Below are 17,671 nucleotides of genomic sequence, written 5' to 3'. Positions count from 1 at the left end.
GAACCTCCGGAGAATTTGATGCCTCGCAAACTTGACCTCAGAAGCGGCCGGCCCGTCTGGTCCGCCTACCGGGCGCCTGCTGTCCCGACGGCCGCGCTGACCCGTGACGCCAAGGCTGACGTGCTGATCGTCGGCATGGGCATCAGCGGCGCCATGACGGCCGAGATGCTGACGGCGCACGGTCATGCGGTGATCTGCATCGACCGGCGCGGCCCGCTGAAAGGCTCGACGTCCGCGACCACGGCTCTCGTGCAGTTCGAAATCGACCAGCCGCTTTCGATGCTGTCGAAGATGATCGGCAAGACCTCGGCGGAGCAGGCCTGGCGGCGCTCGCGGCTCGCCGTTTCCAACCTCGCTGCCCGCATTGCCGAACTCGACATCAACTGCAGCCCGAGCCGCAACCCGTCGCTCTATCTGGCGGGCACTCTGCTCGGCCCGTCGGAACTCCGGGACGAAGCCGATGCTCGAAGACAGGCAGGCATCGCCGCGACCTATCTCACGGCGGCGCCGCTGGCGGAGAAATTCGGCATCGACCGCGAAGCCGCCATCCTCAGCCACGGCAACATCGCGCTCGATCCGCGCAAGCTGACGGCCGGGCTGCTGCTGAGGGCCTCGCAGCGCAAGGCACGCTTCTATGCCCCCGTCGAAGCGACGGCGATCGAGGACAGTGCCGACGAGGTGGTCGTGGCAACCAGGGATGGCCCCACAATCACGGCACGGCATGTTGTTTTGGCCACTGGCTACGAACTGGTCGACATCGTGCCGGCGGCCGCCCACCGGATCATCTCGACATGGGCGATCGCGACACGCCCGCAACCACGAAAGATCTGGCGGCGGGCAGCGTTCATCTGGGAGGCGTCGGACCCATATCTCTACATGCGCGCGACGGCCGATGGCAGGGTCGTCTGTGGTGGCGAGGACGAGGATTTCGTCGACGAGGCGCGACGCGACGAGTTGATCGCCGACAAGACTGCACGCATCGCCGAAAAACTCGGCCGCCTGTTCCCGCATCTCGACGTCAGGCCGGAATTCGCCTGGACCGGTTCGTTCGGCACCACGACCACCGGCCTGCCCTATATCGGCGCCATTCCCAGGAACCCGCGCATCCACGCCGTCATGGGCTACGGCGGCAACGGCATCACCTTCTCGCAGATCGCTTCCGAGATTGTCTCGGCCTCAGTCAACGGGCAGAGCGACACGGATGCAGAGTTGTTTGCCTTCAACCGTCGATAGCAGACCCACAAACAATCCATCATCACCTGATTGTAACGTTCCTGAAACACACTTAAGTCTTTGGTGAAGCCGGCTGCGCGAGAATGGCTTTCGCGGCCTGCCTCTGAGGGAGAGCCAAATGGATTTCAGTGGTTTCGATATTGCGGTCATTGTTCTGGTCGCGCTTGTCGTGCTGGTGCTGTTCAAAGGCATCAAGACAATTCCGCAAGGCTATAACTATACGGTCGAACGTTTTGGCCGTTACACCAAGACACTGAGTCCAGGCCTCAATCTCATCACGCCTTTCGTCGACCGCATCGGCGCCAAGATGAACATGATGGAGCAGGTGCTCGACGTTCCGAGCCAGGAAATCATCACCCGCGACAACGCCATCGTCGGGGTCGACGGCATCGCCTTCTACCAAATCCTCAATGCGGCGCAGGCCGCCTACCAGGTTGCCGGACTGCAGAACGCCATCCTCAACCTGACAATGACCAACATCCGTACCGTCATGGGCTCGATGGACCTCGACGAGCTGCTGTCGAACCGCGACGCCATCAACGAGCGCTTGCTGCGCGTTGTCGACGAAGCCGCGCATCCGTGGGGCATCAAGATCACCCGCGTCGAGATCAAGGACATCAACCCGCCGGCCAATCTTATCGAATCGATGGGCCGCCAGATGACAGCCGAGCGCAACAAGCGCGCGCAGATCCTCGCCGCCGAAGGCCTCAAGCAGTCGCAGATACTCGAGGCCGAGGGCCGCAAGGAAGCCGCCTTCCGCGACGCCGAGGCACGCGAGCGCTCGGCCGAAGCCGAAGCGCGCGCCACGCAAGTGGTGTCGGAAGCAATCTCGAAGGGCGACGTGCAGGCGCTGAACTACTTCGTGGCGCTGAAATACACCGAAGCGCTTGGCAAGATCGGCACGGCCACCAACAGCAAGATCGTGCTGATGCCGATGGAAGCCTCGTCGCTGATCGGCACGCTTGGCGGTATCGGCGAGATCGCCAAGGAAGTCTTCCGCACCGATGGCACGGCCGGCGCGCAAAGGCAGGCCGCACGCCCGCCGGTGGTTCGCCCAAGCGAGAACTGAGGGGCAGATTCCCATGTTGGACCGCATCATTTCCGAACTCGGCCCGTGGAACTGGATGGTTCTGGGCTTCGTCCTGCTGGTGATGGAAATCATCGCGCCAGGCATCTTCATGCTGTGGATCGGCGTCGCCGCCCTGATCATCGGCGCGGTGTCGCTGTTGATCTGGGATGCCGGTTTCTGGACCTGGCAAGTCCAGGTCCTCGCCTTCCTGGCGCTGTCGCTGGTCTCGGCCTATGTCGGCAAGAAGCTGGTCGGTGGTCACGATGATCCGACCGACCAGCCGCTGCTCAACCGGCGCGGCGCGCAGATGGTCGGCAAGATGGCAACGCTAGCCGAACCGATCCGGGACGGGCGTGGCCGCATCAAGCTGGGCGATACGCTGTGGCGTGTCTCCGGCCCGGACCTGCCGGCAGGCACGCAGGTGCGGGTGACGGCTGCGGCCGACACGGATCTGGAACTGACCGTGGAGCGGGTCTGAACGCTTAGGCTGCGCCGATACGCAGGAGATCGTGCAGGTGGATGAGGCCCACCGGCCGTCTGCCTTCCACCACCATCAGACTGGTGATGGCTGAACTGTTGATCGTCTGCAGCGCCGTTGCCACGAGCGTATCCGGCGACGCCGTTTTCGGTCCTTTTGTCATCACCTCATCCACCGTCATCGCCAGCAGATTGCTGCCGATGTGACGCCTTATGTCACCGTCGGTGATGATGCCGGCCAGCGCGCCGTCGGCGTCGGTGATCGCCACGCAGCCAAATCCCTTGCGCGACAGTTCCAGGATCGCGTCCTGCATGCCGGTGCCCGTGACCACCAGCGGCAGCCTGTCGCCGACATGCATGATCTCGCGGATCTGCGTCAGGTTGGCGCCGAGCTGGCCACCAGGATGGAAAGTACGGAAATGGTCCGGCGTGAAGCCGCGTGCTTCGAGCAGGGCGATCGCCAGCGCATCGCCCATCACCAGTTGCAGCAGCGTCGACGTCGTCGGCGCCAGGCCGTGTGGACAGGCCTCAGGCGCGCGGGGCAGCAGCAGCACCACGTCCGCGGCCCGCGCGAGCGCCGATGTCTCTCCGGCAGTGATGGCGATAAGCGGAATGGAGAAGCGCCTGGAATAGGCGACAATGCCCATCAGTTCCCTGCTCTCACCCGACCACGACATGGCGATGATGGCATCGTCCCTGGCAATCATACCGAGATCGCCGTGATTGGCTTCGGCGGGATGGACGAAAAAGGCCGGTGTGCCGGTCGAGGCCAGCGTCGCCGCGATCTTCGAACCAATATGGCCGCTTTTGCCGACGCCGGTGACGATCAGCCGACCCTCGATCTTCGAGATCATCTCGACGGCCTGGGCGAAAGGCCCAGCCAGTCCGTTCTCGAGTGCCTCGGCAAGGGCCGCGACACCAGCCTGCTCCGTTGCCACCGTTCTCAGTGCCGAAGCGATCGAGGCTTGCCTGTCCAAAGGCTTCTTATTCAGGGATCCCGCATGCATGGCTGATGCGATTAGCGCGTTGCCGCCCGCCTGTCCAACAGAAATGGCCCCACGGTGGCTAGGGACAACGACAAACACGCAAGCAAAAGGCTTAACGCACGCCGCGTGAAACCCTTTGGAAATCGGTACTTGAGGCCGCTGACGACCTCCAGCCTCAACCCTCCGTTAACCATCCCCATTTACGGTTCGGTAAGTATGGCGCGCGTGCGCCGCGCAAGCAGTGGTGACGATGTCCGGGGGCCAGCCAGAAAAATCAGGAGGACGAAAGGGCAAGGCTGCCTGCGCCTTGCTGCTGGCGACCAGCATGCTTGCCTTGCTTCGCCCGACGGCGCTCCATGCCCAGGAAACGGAGCTGCGCGGCGAGGTTTCCGAAACGGCAATCCTGTCCGACCAGCAGCGCAAGGCGAGACAGCTGGCTCTGGCAGCCCAAGGCCAGCAGGCGCCGGTCAACGCGGCGCAGGATAATGCGCCGGCGCGAACCTACCTGCCGGCCAGCGCCGGCGCGGTGCCTGATGACACGGACGCCGGCGCCGCGACCGCGATCGGCAGTGTGTTCGATCCGCCTTCGGCCACCGACGATGCCTCCGCCGATACCGCGGCACCGCCAAAACCTCGTCGCCGGCCATCGACTGCCAGACAAAGTGCGGCGGATCAGGCCAAGGACAAGGCGGCCGGCAAGTCGAGGAAGAAAAAGTCGACGACCGCGGCCACGGACGCCGCGACCACGGGTGCCATCACCTCTATGACGGATGATACCGACACCAATGACGCGGATCAGGAGGCGGCCAACCGCCGGGCCCTCACCATCGACAGCGTCGACAGTCAGAAGCTTGACCGCGGCGCCGAACGCACCGCCTCCATCGAAGGCCAGGACAAGAAGGCCGAGGCCGATCCGTTTGCCGCCACCGGCGTCAAATGGGGTTCTTTCGTCATTCGGCCGACGATCGAACAGGGCCTGACCGCGACCTCGAACGGCGATGCGAGCAGTGCCGGCACGTCGGCGCTGCTGTCCGAGACGGCGCTGCGCTTTTCCGCCGCCTCCGACTGGCGTGAGAACTCGGCGACGATCGACGGCTATGGCCTTTTCCGCGAAACCGTGTCGGGCTATTCGGTTCACGATGAGCAGGGCCGCATAGAAGGCCAGCTCAACGTCGACCTCGACAACGAGCTGCGCGCCATCGCCAAGCTCGGCTACGAGGCGGTGCCGGAATCAGCCTCCTCGCCGGACGCCATTGCTGGCGTCAACACGCAGCCGCTGCGGCAGACCGTGGACGGCAGCCTCGGCATCGAGAAGGGCGTCGGCAAGATGCGCTATGCGTTGACCGGCGCGATGACGCACGACTTCTATGGCGACGCCGAGCTTTCGGACGGCACCTCATTGTCGCAGAAGGACCGCGACTCCACGCTCTATGCGGCAACCCTTCGCACGGGCTACGAGATTTCTCCGGCACTCACCCCCTTCACCGAAATCGAGGTCGGTCGCCGGACCTATGATCAACGCATCGACACCGATGGCTTCGAGCGCTCCTCGACGCGCGTCGGAGGCCGCGCCGGCCTTGAGCTCGACATGGGCGAGAAGCTGTCGGGCGAATTCTCGGCCGGCTGGCTGAGGGAGGCGATCGACGACGATCGGCTCGAAGCAATTTCGGGTGCGACCGTCAACGCCGACCTCAAATGGTCTCCGGAACGCGGCACGACGATCGGCCTGACCGGCCTGACCACCGTCGAGCCCACGACCATCGCCGGGCAAAGCGGCGATATCCTTTATTCAGGCCGCTTGACGGGCGAGCGGCAGATCCGCGCCAACCTCACCGGAAATGCGGCTCTGGGCCTTGATTGGCGCGATTATATCGGCGTCGACGGCCATGACAGGACCCTGAGCGCCGAGGCCGGCCTGACATGGTGGCTGAACCGCTATGCCGGCCTCACCACCCGGGTGAGGACCGAAAAGCTGACCAGCAACCTGCCGGGCCGCGACTACACCGCAAACAGCATATTCCTCGGCGTGAAAGTGCAGCGCTGAGCACCGCGCCAAGAAGGGGATGTCGAGATTCAGGTCAGGCCGAGTCGAGAGCGATAGACTCCGAGAACCGGAGCGGAGCGTACGTTGGGTACGTCAGCACCGGAAGCGCAGGAAACCGTCGCTCGCAGGCCGGCCTCACCTGAATATCGACATAGCCTTAGAAAGCGGCGCCGCGACGCTCTGATGGTTTCAGCTCGTCGAGAAGCGTGCGGATGACGCCGGCCATGTTCTCGTTCATGTCGCTGCGCCACAGCGCGAAGGCGACGTTGGCCTCGACGAAGCCTTCCGGCGATCCGCAATCAAAGGTACGGCCCTGATAGTGGTAGCCATAGAAGGGCTGCTGCTTTTCCAGCTTCAGCATCGCGTCGGTGAGTTGGATCTCGTTGCCGGCGCCCTTTTCCTGGCCTTCCAGGATCTTGAAGATCTCGGGCTGCAGGATGTAGCGGCCGTTGATGTAGAGATTGGACGGTGCGGTGCCGGTCTTCGGCTTTTCCACCATCTCGGTGATGCGGAAGCCGTGATGCGTGTCCTCGCCGCGGCCAACGATGCCGTATTTATGGGCTTCGGCCGGGTCGCATTCCTGCACCGCGATGATGTTGTTGCCGGTTTCCTGGTAGAGCTCGACCATGTCCTTCATGCAGCTCTGTTCTGACTGCATGATCATGTCGGGCAACAAAAGGGCGAACGGTTCGTCGCCGACCAGCTCGCGCGCGCACCAGACGGCATGGCCAAGGCCCAGCGGCACCTGCTGGCGGGTGAAGCTGGTCTGCCCCGGCGCCGGCTGCAGGCGCTGCAGACGGGCGAGCTGGTCGTCCTTGCCGCGCTGGGCCAGCGTGTCGTAGAGCTCGAACTGGACGTCGAAATGGTCCTCGATGACGGCCTTGTTGCGGCCGGTGACGAAGATGAAATGCTCGATACCGGCCTCGCGCGCCTCATCCACCACATATTGGATCACTGGCCGGTCGACGACGGTCAGCATTTCCTTGGGGATGGCCTTGGTGGCCGGGAGAAACCGTGTGCCGAGACCGGCGACCGGGAAGACTGCCTTGCGAACTCTCTTCATGCTGTCAATTATCCATTTGATGGCCTGCTCCGCAATCCCCGTTTCAAGACATTTTCACGCCGGAATTGAGGACTACCGAGCAACTGAGGGGAACATGCCCCGGTAAAGCTTTGAGGCGTCTTTTCGTTCCCGGCAGCACCTATGGTAAACTAATTCCTAACCTGGTTCGGCGATGAATGGTCTTTCCTGAGACAGAGAAAGGGGAAAAGATGTCCGTTCGCAGTGCCGCAAAGCGTTTTACCAGCGTCATCGCGGCAGCCAGCCTCTCGCTCGCCCTGCTGATGCCCGGCCCGGCTTTCGCCGATGCCGGTTTCCGGCAGTGGGTCGCCGGCTTCCGCGCCACAGCCGTGCAGAGCGGCGTTTCCGGTGCCCTCTACGACCAGGCCTTCAGGGACATCAGGGATATCGACCCGGTGGTGCTGGAAAAGGCGCGTACGCAGCCTGAATTCACCGCGCCTGCCTGGGACTATTTCGACAACCGCGTCCATGACCAGTCTGTCGCCGTCGGCCAGCAAATGGCCAAGAAATGGAAGCCGTGGCTGGACAGGATCGAGGCCAGGTTCGGCGTCGACCGCTACATCCTGCTCGCCATCTGGTCGATGGAATCGAACTATGGCGAAATCCTCAAGCGCGACGACATCATGCGCAACGTCGTGCGCTCGCTGGCGACCCTGGCCTATGCCGATCCGAAGCGGGCAAAATTCGCCCGCACCCAGTTGATCGCCGCGCTGAAGATCCTGCAGACCGGCGATATCGACGAAAGCCATCTGAGCGGATCCTGGGCCGGCGCCATGGGCCACACCCAGTTCATCCCGACCAGCTATCTGCACTATGCCGTCGACATGGACGGCAACGGAAAGCGCGACATCTGGAATTCGATCCCCGATGCGCTGGCGACGGCGGCCAACCTGTTGAAGAAGAATGGCTGGCAGGCCGGCAAGACCTGGGGCTATGAGGTCACCTTGCCGGCCGGCAAGCTTCCTGGCGGGTCTAAGACGCTGTCGCAATGGCAGGCGCTCGGCGTTGCCAGGGCCAACGGCAAGCCGTTCAAGAACGGCTCCGACAAGGCGACGCTGAAAGTGCCGGACGGCCGCGGCGGGCCAGCCTTCCTGATGGTCAAGAATTTCTCGGTCATCAAGGCCTACAACAATGCCGACAAATATGCGCTCGCCGTCGGTCTTCTCGCCGACGAAATCGCCGGCTCCAGCGGTCTCGTGCAGGACTGGAAGCGGCCTTTCACCAAGCTCACTTTCGAGGAAAGGCAGGAGCTGCAGAAGCGGCTTTCCCAGCACGGCCTCTACGACGGCAAATTCGATGGCAAGATCGGCGACGGCTCGAAAACCGCCATCATGGCCTTCCAGGCCAAGGCCGGATTGGCCCAGGACGGCTATCCGAGCATGGAAGTGCTGAAGTGGCTCAGGCAGAAATAGGGCCACCTGCGGTGCCACGCGGCCTTTCGGACGCGCAAAGGACACTGTAGCAATCTGTAGGGTGCAATGACCTTCGAAAGTCGACGCGACTTTTCAAGGCAGTGCGCCACGGGATGGAGGAAACGATTGGCTTCGGCTGCGCGCATCGCAGGGCTTGTTCGTCGCATGCCGGTGCTGATTCTGGCCGTCGTCGTTATCGCCGTCGGCTTGGCTGGCGCCTTCCACGCGCCGGCCATGGCGCAGGAGCAGCAATACCGCGGCTGGTCGTTGCGCGACTCGTTGCGCGACCTTTTGTTCCCACGCCGCAGCGAGCGGATCGAGCCGCCGCTGAACATCCAGAAGGCGAAGCCAAAGCCGCGCAAACCCCGCGTCCCGCGTGCGCCGGCCGAGCCGCAAATGCCGATCGCCGAGAAAGTCCCGGATGCCCGTACCGTCCTGGTGGTCGGCGATTTCATGGCGTCCGGGCTTGCCGAAGGCCTCGACACCGCCTTTGCCGACAACACCGGCATCAGGATCGTGGCTCGCAGCAATGGCTCGTCCGGCTTCGTGCGCGATGATTTCTACAACTGGCCCGAACAGATCAAGGCGCTGATCGAGACCGAAAAACCGGCCGCCGTCGTCGTCATGCTGGGTTCCAACGACCGTCAGCAGATGAAGGTGGGGGATGTGCGCGAGCAGCCCCGGTCCGAGAACTGGACCAAGGAATACGAGCGCCGCACCGATGCGCTCGGCAAGGCCATCGCCGACGCCAAGGTGCCCTTCCTTTGGGTTGGCATGCCGGCCTTCCGGGTGCCGAAGATGACCTCCGACATGTTGGCCTTCAACGACATCTACCATCAGGCCACCGAAAGCCATGGCGGCGAATTCGTCGACGTCTGGGACGGCTTTGTCGACGAGAACGGCGCCTTCGTCACCAGCGGCCCCGACATGAACGGCCAGCCCGTGCGGCTGCGTGCCGACGACGGCATCAACGTCTCGAAGGCCGGCAAGCGCAAGCTCGCCTTCTATACCGAAAAGCCGCTGATGAAGATCCTCGGCCTCGCCGCCCCCGGAAGCGTAACCCCGGCGACCGCACCGGCGGGCGCGCCCGTCGAGGCGCCTGGGCCGGCCGCCGCGCCCATCGTCATCGACCGCACCGCGCCGATGCTGCTCAGCGATCCGGCACTCGACGGCGGCTCCGAACTTCTGGGCGCGGCGCCGCAGCCAAAGCCCAATCCGGATCTGCCCGGTGAAAAACTGGTGGTCGAAGGCAAGGCGCCGCAAGCCTCGCCCGGCCGCGCCGACGATTTCTCCTGGCCACCCCGGCCGCAGCCTGCGGCGGCGGTGGCCGCACCCGGCACAACGACGGCGATAAACCCTTAGAAGCTCCCTGAGCCCGTTTCAAAATTCGCTCCCGCGAGTCATATGGTGGCGGTTTCGAGAACCGGCGCGGAGCGTACGTTTAAGTACGTGAGCACCGGAAACGCAGAAAACGCCTCCAGATGGCCGCAGGAGTAGAATTTCCAACGGGCTCAGCTCGGTAGTACGGTCGACCCCATCAAGGCCTCGTCGATCGAACGCGCCGCCTGGCGGCCCTCGCGGATCGCCCAGACGACCAGCGACTGGCCGCGACGCACGTCGCCCGCCGCATAAAGCCTGTCGACGCTGGTCCTGTAGTCGCGGTCATTGGCTTCGACGTTCCTGGAACGGCGGCTGTCGGTGACGATCTTCATCTGGCCGTCCAATTCCCCAACCAGGCCGGCGGTGGTCGGGCCGGCAAAACCGATGGCGATGAAGGCGAGATCGGCGCGGATGACGAATTCGGTGCCGGCGATCGGCTTGCGCTTCTCGTCGACCTCGCAGCACTTGACGCCGGTCAGTTGGCCTTCCTCGCCGATGAACTCGAGCGTCGCCACCTGGAATTCGCGCTCCGCCCCTTCGGCCTGCGAGGACGAGGTGCGCATCTTGGTCGCCCAGTAGGGCCAGACCGACAGCTTGTCTTCCTTCTCAGGCGGCTGCGGGCGGATGTCGAGTTGGGTGACGCGCACGGCGCCTTGGCGGAAGGCGGTGCCGACGCAGTCGGACGCGGTATCGCCGCCGCCGACGACGACGACATGCTGGCCGCCGGCGATGATCGGGTGCGACGGCCAGGCCACCGACTGGATCGGCTCGCCGCCGACCCGCCTGTTCTGCTGCACCAGATAGGGCATCGCATCATGCACGCCGCCGAGATCGTCTCCCGGGATGCCGGCCGCGCGCGGCGTTTCGGAACCGCCGCAATAAAGCACGGCGTCATGTTCGGCGAGCAGCTCGGCAACCGGCTTGTCGACACCGACATTGACGCCGCAATGGAAGGTCACGCCCTCGCCCTGCATCTGCTCGATGCGCCGGTCGATATAGTGCTTCTCGATTTTGAAGTCGGGAATGCCGTAGCGCATCAGCCCGCCCGGCCGGCTTTCGCGCTCATAGACATGAACGTCGTGGCCGGCGCGGCCAAGCTGCTGGGCAGCCGCCATGCCGGCCGGGCCGGAGCCGATGACGGCGACGCGCTTTCCCGTCTTCTTCTCCGGCGGATAGGGCCTGATATGACCGGTCTCATAGGCCTTGTCGGCGATCGCCTGCTCGACCGTCTTGATGGCGACGGGAATGTCCTCGAGGTTCAGCGTGCAGGCTTCCTCGCAGGGCGCGGGGCAGATGCGACCGGTGAACTCCGGGAAGTTGTTGGTCGAATGCAGGTTGCGGATCGCGTTGTCCCAATCGCCATTGTAGACGAGGTCGTTCCAGTCCGGGATCTGGTTGTGGATCGGGCAGCCTGTCGGTCCGTGGCAGAACGGAATGCCGCAATCCATACAGCGCGCGGCCTGTTTCTCGACCTCCTTGTCCGACATCGGCAGCGTGAATTCGCGGAAATGCCGGATGCGGTCGGAGGCCGGCTGGTACTTGTGCACCTGCCGGTCGATTTCGAGAAAGCCTGTTACCTTGCCCATAGTCCAGTTCCTGCTGTCCAGATGGTGCGGTTTTCGCCGCACCCGTTAACCTCTTGAGGCAGCCATGGCAACCTTGCCTTCGAGGTCAAACTGTCGATGAAAGTGGGCCGGGAAACCTGAGCCTCCCGGCAACTGCCAAGTCTATTCCGCCGCCACGCCCATGCGCATGCGTTCCATCTCGATCAGTGCGCGGCGGTATTCGACCGGCATGATCTTGCGGAATTTCGGCCGGAAGGTCGTCCAGTCGTCGAGGATTTCGCGACCGCGCACCGAACCGGTGAAGTGCACATGGTTCGAGATCAGCTGGTAGAGCCGCTCCTCGTCATGGCTGGTCATGTCGCCGGACACGTCGACGCGACCCTTGTGGTCGAGGTCGCCGCCATGGTGCAGCAGCCTTTCCATCAGGTCGTCTTCTTCCGGAACCGGTTCCAGCTCGACCATCGCCATGTTGCAACGCTCGGCGAAATCGCCTGCCTCGTCCAGCACATAGGCGACGCCGCCCGACATGCCGGCGGCGAAGTTGCGGCCGGTCTTGCCGATGACGACGACTATGCCGCCGGTCATGTACTCGCAGCCATGGTCGCCAACGCCTTCGACGACGGCGGCCACGCCCGAATTGCGCACGGCAAAACGCTCGCCGGCGACGCCGGCGAAATAGGCCTCGCCCTCGGTCGCGCCATAGAGCACCGTGTTTCCGACGATGATGGACTCCGCCGCGACGATCTTGGCCTCTTCCGGTGGCCGGATGACGATACGGCCGCCCGACAGGCCCTTGCCGACATAGTCGTTGCCGGCGCCGACGAGATCGAACGAGATGCCGCGCGCCAGGAAGGCGCCGAAGGACTGTCCGGCGGTGCCGGTCAGCTTCACCGAGATCGTATCCTCGCGCAGGCCCTTGTGCTTGAAGCGCTTGGCCACTTCGCCCGACAGCATGGCGCCCGTCGAACGATCGACATTGCGGATGTCGACCTCGATCTTGACCGGCTGCTTGCTTTCGAGCGCGGGCTTCGCCAGTTCGATCAGCTTGCGGTCGAGCACATCGTCGATCGGGTGCTTCTGCCGCTCGGTCCAATGCACCGCTTCATGCGGCGCGTCCGGCTTGAAGAACATCTTCGAGAAATCGAGCCCGCGCGCCTTCCAGTGGACGATCAGGTCGCGCTTCTCCAGCAGGTCGACGTCGCCGATGATCTGGTCGATATGGGTGTAGCCCATCTCGGCGAGCAGCGCCCTCACCTCTTCTGCCACGTAGAAGAAGAAGTTGATGACATGCTCGGGTGTGCCCTTGAAGCGCTTGCGCAGCACCGGATCCTGCGTCGCCACACCGACCGGACAGGTGTTGAGATGGCACTTGCGCATCATGATGCAGCCGGCCGCGATCAGCGGCGCGGTCGAGAAGCCGAATTCGTCGGCACCGAGCAGCGCGCCGACGATGACGTCGCGGCCGGTGCGCAAGCCGCCATCGACCTGCAGCGCCACGCGTGAGCGCAAGCCGTTCAGCACCAGCGTCTGGTGCGTCTCGGCAAGGCCCATTTCCCACGGGCTGCCGGCATGCTTGAGCGACGTCAGCGGCGAGGCACCGGTGCCGCCATCATAGCCCGAGATGGTAATGTGGTCGGCGCGCGCCTTGGCCACGCCCGCCGCAACCGTGCCGACGCCGACTTCCGAGACCAGCTTGACCGACACGTCGGCCGCCGGATTGACGTTCTTCAGATCGTAAATCAGCTGCGCCAGGTCCTCGATCGAATAGATGTCGTGATGCGGCGGCGGCGAGATCAGGCCGACGCCCGGCGTCGAGTGCCGGACCTTGGCGATGGTCGCGTCGACCTTGTGGCCGGGCAGCTGGCCGCCCTCGCCGGGCTTGGCGCCCTGCGCCACCTTGATCTGCATCATGTCGGAATTGACGAGATATTCGGCCGTCACGCCGAAACGGCCCGAGGCGATCTGCTTGATCGCCGAGCGTTCCGGATTCTTGCCGCCGCCGGGCAGCGGCAGATAGCGGTCCGCCTCTTCGCCGCCCTCGCCGGTGTTGGACTTGCCGCCAATGGCGTTCATGGCGCGCGCCAGCGTGGTGTGCGCTTCGCGCGAGATCGAGCCGAAGGACATCGCCCCGGTCGAGAACCGCTTGACGATGTCGGCCGCCGACATGACGTCGTCGAGCGCGACTTTCTTGCGGCCGGTTTCTTCGGCCAGCTTGATCCTGAACAGGCCACGAATGGTCTGGGCTCGGGCCGTCTCGCTGTCGATCTGCGCGGAATAGTCCTTGAACGTCTCCCACGAGCCCTGGCGCACGGCGTGCTGCAGGGTAGCGACCGCGTCGGGCGACCACATATGCGCCTCGCCGCGCATGCGGAACATGTATTCGCCGCCGACTTCCAGGCTGTTGCGCAGCACCGGATCGTTGCCGAAGCCGTCATTGTGGCGGCTGAGCGTCTCGGTCGCGATCTCGTCCAGCCCGACGCCTTCGATCAGCGTCGCGGTACCGGTGAAATACTGCTGCACGAAATCGGTCTTCAGCCCGATGGCGTCGAAAATCTGCGCGCCGCAATAGGACTGGTAGGTCGAGATGCCCATCTTGGACATCACCTTGAGGATGCCCTTGCCGATCGACTTGATGTAGCGCGTGACGACTTCGTAGGCGTCGACCTCCTTCGGCAGTTCGCCGCGCTTGTGCATGTCGAGCAGCGTGTCGAAGGCGAGGTAAGGGTTGATCGCCTCGGCGCCATAGCCGGCAAGGCAGCAGAAATGATGCACTTCGCGCGGCTCGCCGGATTCGACGACGAGGCCGACCGAGGTGCGCAGCCCCTTGCGGATCAGGTGGTGGTGCACCGCAGCCGTCGCCAGCAGCGCCGGGATGGCGATGCGGTCCGGCCCGACCTGGCGGTCGGACAGGATGATGATGTTGTAGCCGCCGGCGACCGCCGCCTCCGCCCGCTCGCACAGGCGATCGATGGCGCCCTGCATGCCTGCGGCTCCTTCATTCGAGCCATAGGTGATGTCGATCGTCTTGGTGTCGAAGCGGTCCTCGGTGTGGCCGATGGAGCGGATCTTCTCCAGATCGCCATTGGTCAGGATCGGCTGGCGCACCTCGAGCCGCTTGCGGCGCGAATTGCCGACCAGGTCGAAGATGTTCGGCCGCGGCCCGATGAAGGACACCAGGCTCATCACCAGTTCCTCGCGGATCGGGTCGATCGGCGGGTTGGTGACCTGGGCGAAGTTCTGCTTGAAATAGGTGTAGAGCAGCTTCGACTTGTCCGACATCGCCGAGATCGGCGTATCGGTGCCCATCGAACCAACGGCTTCCTGGCCTGTCGTCGCCATCGGCGACATCAACAGCTTGGTGTCTTCCTGGGAGTAGCCGAACGCCTGCTGGCGATCGAGCAGGCTGACATCCTTGCGCAGCGCGCGCGGTTCGACCGGCTTCAGGTCTTCGAGGATCAGCTGCGTGTTGGCGAGCCAGGTCTTGTAGGGATGCTTGGTCGCGATCTCCGACTTGAGCTCCTCGTCGGAGACGATGCGCCCCTTCTCCAGGTCGATCAGCAGCATGCGGCCGGGCTGCAACCGCCACTTCTTGACGATCTTCTCTTCCGGCACCGGCAGCACGCCGGCTTCCGAAGCCATGATGACGCGGTCATCGTCGGTGACGATGTAGCGCGCCGGGCGCAATCCGTTGCGGTCGAGCGTGGCGCCGATCTGGCGGCCATCGGTGAAGACCACCGCCGCCGGTCCGTCCCACGGCTCCATCAGCGCGGCATGGTATTCGTAGAACGCCTTGCGATCGGCATCCATGAGCTTGTTGCCGGCCCAGGCTTCCGGGATGAGCATCATCATGGCATGGCTGAGGCTGTACCCACCCTGGAACAGGAATTCGAGCGCATTGTCGAAGCAGGCGGTATCGGACTGGCCTTCATAGGAAATCGGCCACAGCTTCGAGATGTTGTTGCCGAACAGTTCGGAATCGACCGACGCCTGTCGCGCCGCCATCCAGTTGTTGTTGCCGCGCACCGTGTTGATCTCGCCATTGTGGGCGACCATGCGGTAGGGATGCGCCAGCTTCCACGACGGGAACGTGTTGGTCGAGAAGCGCTGGTGAACGAGGATCAGCGCGGTCTCGAAGCGCGGATCGGTCAGGTCCTTGTAATAGGCACCGACCTGATAGGCCAGGAACATGCCCTTGTAGACGATGGTGCGTGCCGACAGCGACACACAGTAGGAGCCGATGTCCTTGTTGTCGTTCTCGGCGTAGATGCGGCCCGATATGACCTTGCGCAGCAGATAGAGCCTGGCCTCGTACTCCTCGTCATCGGGGATGTCTGATGTGCGGCCGATGAAGACCTGCCGATGGAACGGTTCGGACGCGACGATATCAGGCGCCTTCGACAGCGACGAATTGTCGACCGGCACGTCGCGGAAACCGATGAGCGGAAGCCCCTCGGACTGTGCCGATTCGGCGATGATGTCTTCGATATGGGCGCGAAGTGCCGCGTCCTGCGGCATGAACCAGTGTCCGACGCCGTACTGACCTACCGGCGGCAGTTCGATGCCCTGGGCTGCCATCTCCTCGCGGAAGAAACGGTCGGGAAGCTGCACCAGCACGCCGGCGCCATCACCGACCAGCGGATCGGCGCCGACGGCGCCGCGATGCGTCAGGTTTTCGAGCACGGCAAGGCCGTCCTCGACGATCTGATGCGACTTCACGCCCTTCATGTTGACGATGAAGCCGACGCCGCAGGCATCATGCTCGTTGCGCGGATCGTATAGGCCCTGGGCGGAAAAGCCGTTGTCGGTTCGGCTTATGTTGGTTCGGGACGCGGTTTTGACGGTAGCCGCTTTCGTCTGCGCGGCCTGGCCGTTCGTCGCAGAGTGCGTCATGTCCGTCATCTCTCGGTCCTCCATTCCCAGCCCTTCGGGCGCTGGTCTGCCCCGGCAAGCGCCTGGCTCACCCTGATCCTTGCGGCACGTCTTGCGAAATCCTTGCCGAACCAGGCGGCTTTCCGCATGGTTCGTATTCGTACAGGCCAGCGTCCGGCTGTCCAACCTGTCGCCCGCAGCAACAGCCGGAGAGGCCCAAATGATACGCCAATCCAGCTCGTTTTGTGCGACAAAATAAGACAGCACTACTGTCCTAAATTTTTATGACAGAAATCCGGGACGCACACAAGACCGATTCACAAAAAACTTGGGCCGCCGGCGACATAAAATTACGTGAAGCGACCGCAAGACGTAAGCTTCGGTCAAAGCCGCTTTTCGGCTCTGGCTGGCTTTACCGCTTTTCCGACACGTGGCCCTTGCGTGTGAAACCCCAAAGCAGCCAAGGTCGCGCCGTTTTCAACCGAAGCAGGATTCCTGATGTTTTTTGCATCCGACAACTGGGCGGGCGTCCATCCCGACATCTCTGCCAATTTATCCCGGCATGCCGCGGGCATCGCCACCGCTTATGGCGACGGCGAGCTCGACCGCGCCGTCTACCGGCGCTTCAGCGAGATTTTCGAACGGGATGTCGCGGTGTTCTTCGTCGCGACCGGCACGGCGGCCAACGCGCTGTCCATGGCGGCGTGCAATCGCATCGGCGGCGTCGCCTTCTGCCATTCCGAAGCGCACATGAATGTCGATGAATTCGGCGCCGCGGGCTTCTACACCGCTGGAGCGCGCATGTCGCCGGTTCCGGGGCCACTGGGGCGCATCAATCCGCAGGCCCTCGACCGGGCCATCACGCGCTACTCGCAAGACCTCGCCCCCGCCGGCCAGCCGATGGCGGTGACGATCACCCAGGCGACCGAGGTCGGCACCGTCTACACCGTCGACGATGTCAAGGCGATCGCCGAAGTCAGCCACCGTCACGGCCTGCCTCTGCACATGGACGGAGCGCGGTTCGCCAACGCGATTGCGGCGACGGACATCAGTCCCGCAGAAATGACCTGGAAGAGCGGCGTCGATATCATCTCCTTCGGAGGCACCAAGAACGGCTGCTGGATGGCCGATGCTGTGGTGGTCCTGAACCCCGACGTGGCACGCGACCTCCGCCTGCTTCGCCAGCGCGCCGGGCAGACCTTTTCCAAGGCGCGCTTCATCTCGGCTCAGTTCGAAGCCTATTTCACCGACGATCTCTGGCTGAGGATGGCGCACCACGCCAATGCCATGGCCGCGCGGCTGGCCGCGACGATCGAGGATGCACCGGCAGGCCGGCTGGCCTGGCTGCCGCAGGCCAATGAAGTGTTCGCGATCCTCGACCGCGCCAAAGCCGAAAAGCTGCAGGCGGCCGGGGCAAAATTCTACGAATGGGGTCTGCCGCAGGGCTTCGACAGCCACCTCGGCGACAATGAAGTGATCTACCGTTTCGTCGCCAGCTTCGCGACCACGACCGAAGAGATCGACCACCTTGGCCACCTGATCGCTTGAGCTTTTC

At 63.8% G+C, this 17,671-nt stretch carries 11 protein-coding genes; 7 read left to right on the top strand and 4 right to left on the bottom strand.

Annotation, left to right across the window (positions count from 1 at the left end):
- The first annotated feature begins 18 nt into the window (after window positions 1-18).
- The 3 genes from AC1DYW_RS25340 (at window position 19) to AC1DYW_RS25330 (ending at window position 2,780) form a co-directional block, all read left to right on the top strand.
- Window positions 19-1,233: an NAD(P)/FAD-dependent oxidoreductase gene (locus AC1DYW_RS25340; protein WP_477228008.1), complete on the top strand. Its 1,215-nt coding sequence runs from the start codon at window positions 19-21 to the stop codon at window positions 1,231-1,233.
- A gap of 118 nt (window positions 1,234-1,351) precedes the next feature.
- Complete coding sequence (locus AC1DYW_RS25335; RefSeq protein WP_477228007.1) at window positions 1,352-2,302, top strand: SPFH domain-containing protein; 951 nt, start codon at window positions 1,352-1,354, stop codon at window positions 2,300-2,302.
- Window positions 2,303-2,315: 13 nt separating this feature from the next.
- Window positions 2,316-2,780, top strand: coding sequence for an NfeD family protein (locus tag AC1DYW_RS25330; protein WP_477228006.1), 465 nt, complete (start codon window positions 2,316-2,318; stop codon window positions 2,778-2,780).
- Window positions 2,781-2,784: 4 nt separating this feature from the next.
- Here the strand turns inward: AC1DYW_RS25330 and AC1DYW_RS25325 are convergent, their stop codons facing one another.
- Window positions 2,785-3,786 carry a KpsF/GutQ family sugar-phosphate isomerase gene (locus AC1DYW_RS25325; protein ID WP_477228005.1) on the bottom strand — a complete coding sequence of 334 codons (1,002 nt, stop codon included), beginning with the start codon at window positions 3,784-3,786 and terminating at the stop codon, window positions 2,785-2,787.
- A gap of 229 nt (window positions 3,787-4,015) precedes the next feature.
- Between AC1DYW_RS25325 and AC1DYW_RS25320 the strand changes: the two genes are divergently transcribed.
- Complete coding sequence (locus tag AC1DYW_RS25320; RefSeq protein ID WP_477228004.1) at window positions 4,016-5,809, top strand: outer membrane beta-barrel protein; 1,794 nt, start codon at window positions 4,016-4,018, stop codon at window positions 5,807-5,809.
- Between the two features lie 157 nt (window positions 5,810-5,966).
- Here AC1DYW_RS25320 and galU read toward each other — a convergent pair whose 3' ends face one another.
- Window positions 5,967-6,872 carry a UTP--glucose-1-phosphate uridylyltransferase GalU gene (gene galU / locus AC1DYW_RS25315; RefSeq protein ID WP_457150800.1) on the bottom strand — a complete coding sequence of 302 codons (906 nt, stop codon included), beginning with the start codon at window positions 6,870-6,872 and terminating at the stop codon, window positions 5,967-5,969.
- A 209-nt stretch (window positions 6,873-7,081) separates the two neighbouring features.
- On the opposite strand from galU, the gene AC1DYW_RS25310 reads away from it, so the two are divergent.
- Window positions 7,082-8,302 (top strand): lytic murein transglycosylase, encoded by a 1,221-nt coding sequence (locus AC1DYW_RS25310; protein WP_477228003.1) that lies wholly within the window; start codon window positions 7,082-7,084, stop codon window positions 8,300-8,302.
- A gap of 126 nt (window positions 8,303-8,428) precedes the next feature.
- Window positions 8,429-9,664 carry an SGNH/GDSL hydrolase family protein gene (locus AC1DYW_RS25305; protein WP_477228002.1) on the top strand — a complete coding sequence of 412 codons (1,236 nt, stop codon included), beginning with the start codon at window positions 8,429-8,431 and terminating at the stop codon, window positions 9,662-9,664.
- A gap of 149 nt (window positions 9,665-9,813) precedes the next feature.
- On the opposite strand, the gene AC1DYW_RS25300 is transcribed toward AC1DYW_RS25305, so the two are convergent.
- Window positions 9,814-11,268 (bottom strand): glutamate synthase subunit beta, encoded by a 1,455-nt coding sequence (locus AC1DYW_RS25300; RefSeq protein WP_477228001.1) that lies wholly within the window; start codon window positions 11,266-11,268, stop codon window positions 9,814-9,816.
- A 141-nt stretch (window positions 11,269-11,409) separates the two neighbouring features.
- Complete coding sequence (gltB, locus tag AC1DYW_RS25295; protein WP_477228000.1) at window positions 11,410-16,146, bottom strand: glutamate synthase large subunit; 4,737 nt, start codon at window positions 16,144-16,146, stop codon at window positions 11,410-11,412.
- A 468-nt stretch (window positions 16,147-16,614) separates the two neighbouring features.
- Between gltB and AC1DYW_RS25290 the strand changes: the two genes are divergently transcribed.
- Window positions 16,615-17,664 (top strand): threonine aldolase family protein, encoded by a 1,050-nt coding sequence (locus AC1DYW_RS25290; protein WP_477227999.1) that lies wholly within the window; start codon window positions 16,615-16,617, stop codon window positions 17,662-17,664.
- Window positions 17,665-17,671: the final 7 nt, after the last annotated feature.

This window comes from Mesorhizobium sp. P2_D5 (assembly GCF_056404355.1).
The sequence above is the reverse complement of the archived record's forward strand: the minus strand, read 5'-3'. Positions and strand labels throughout refer to the sequence as shown.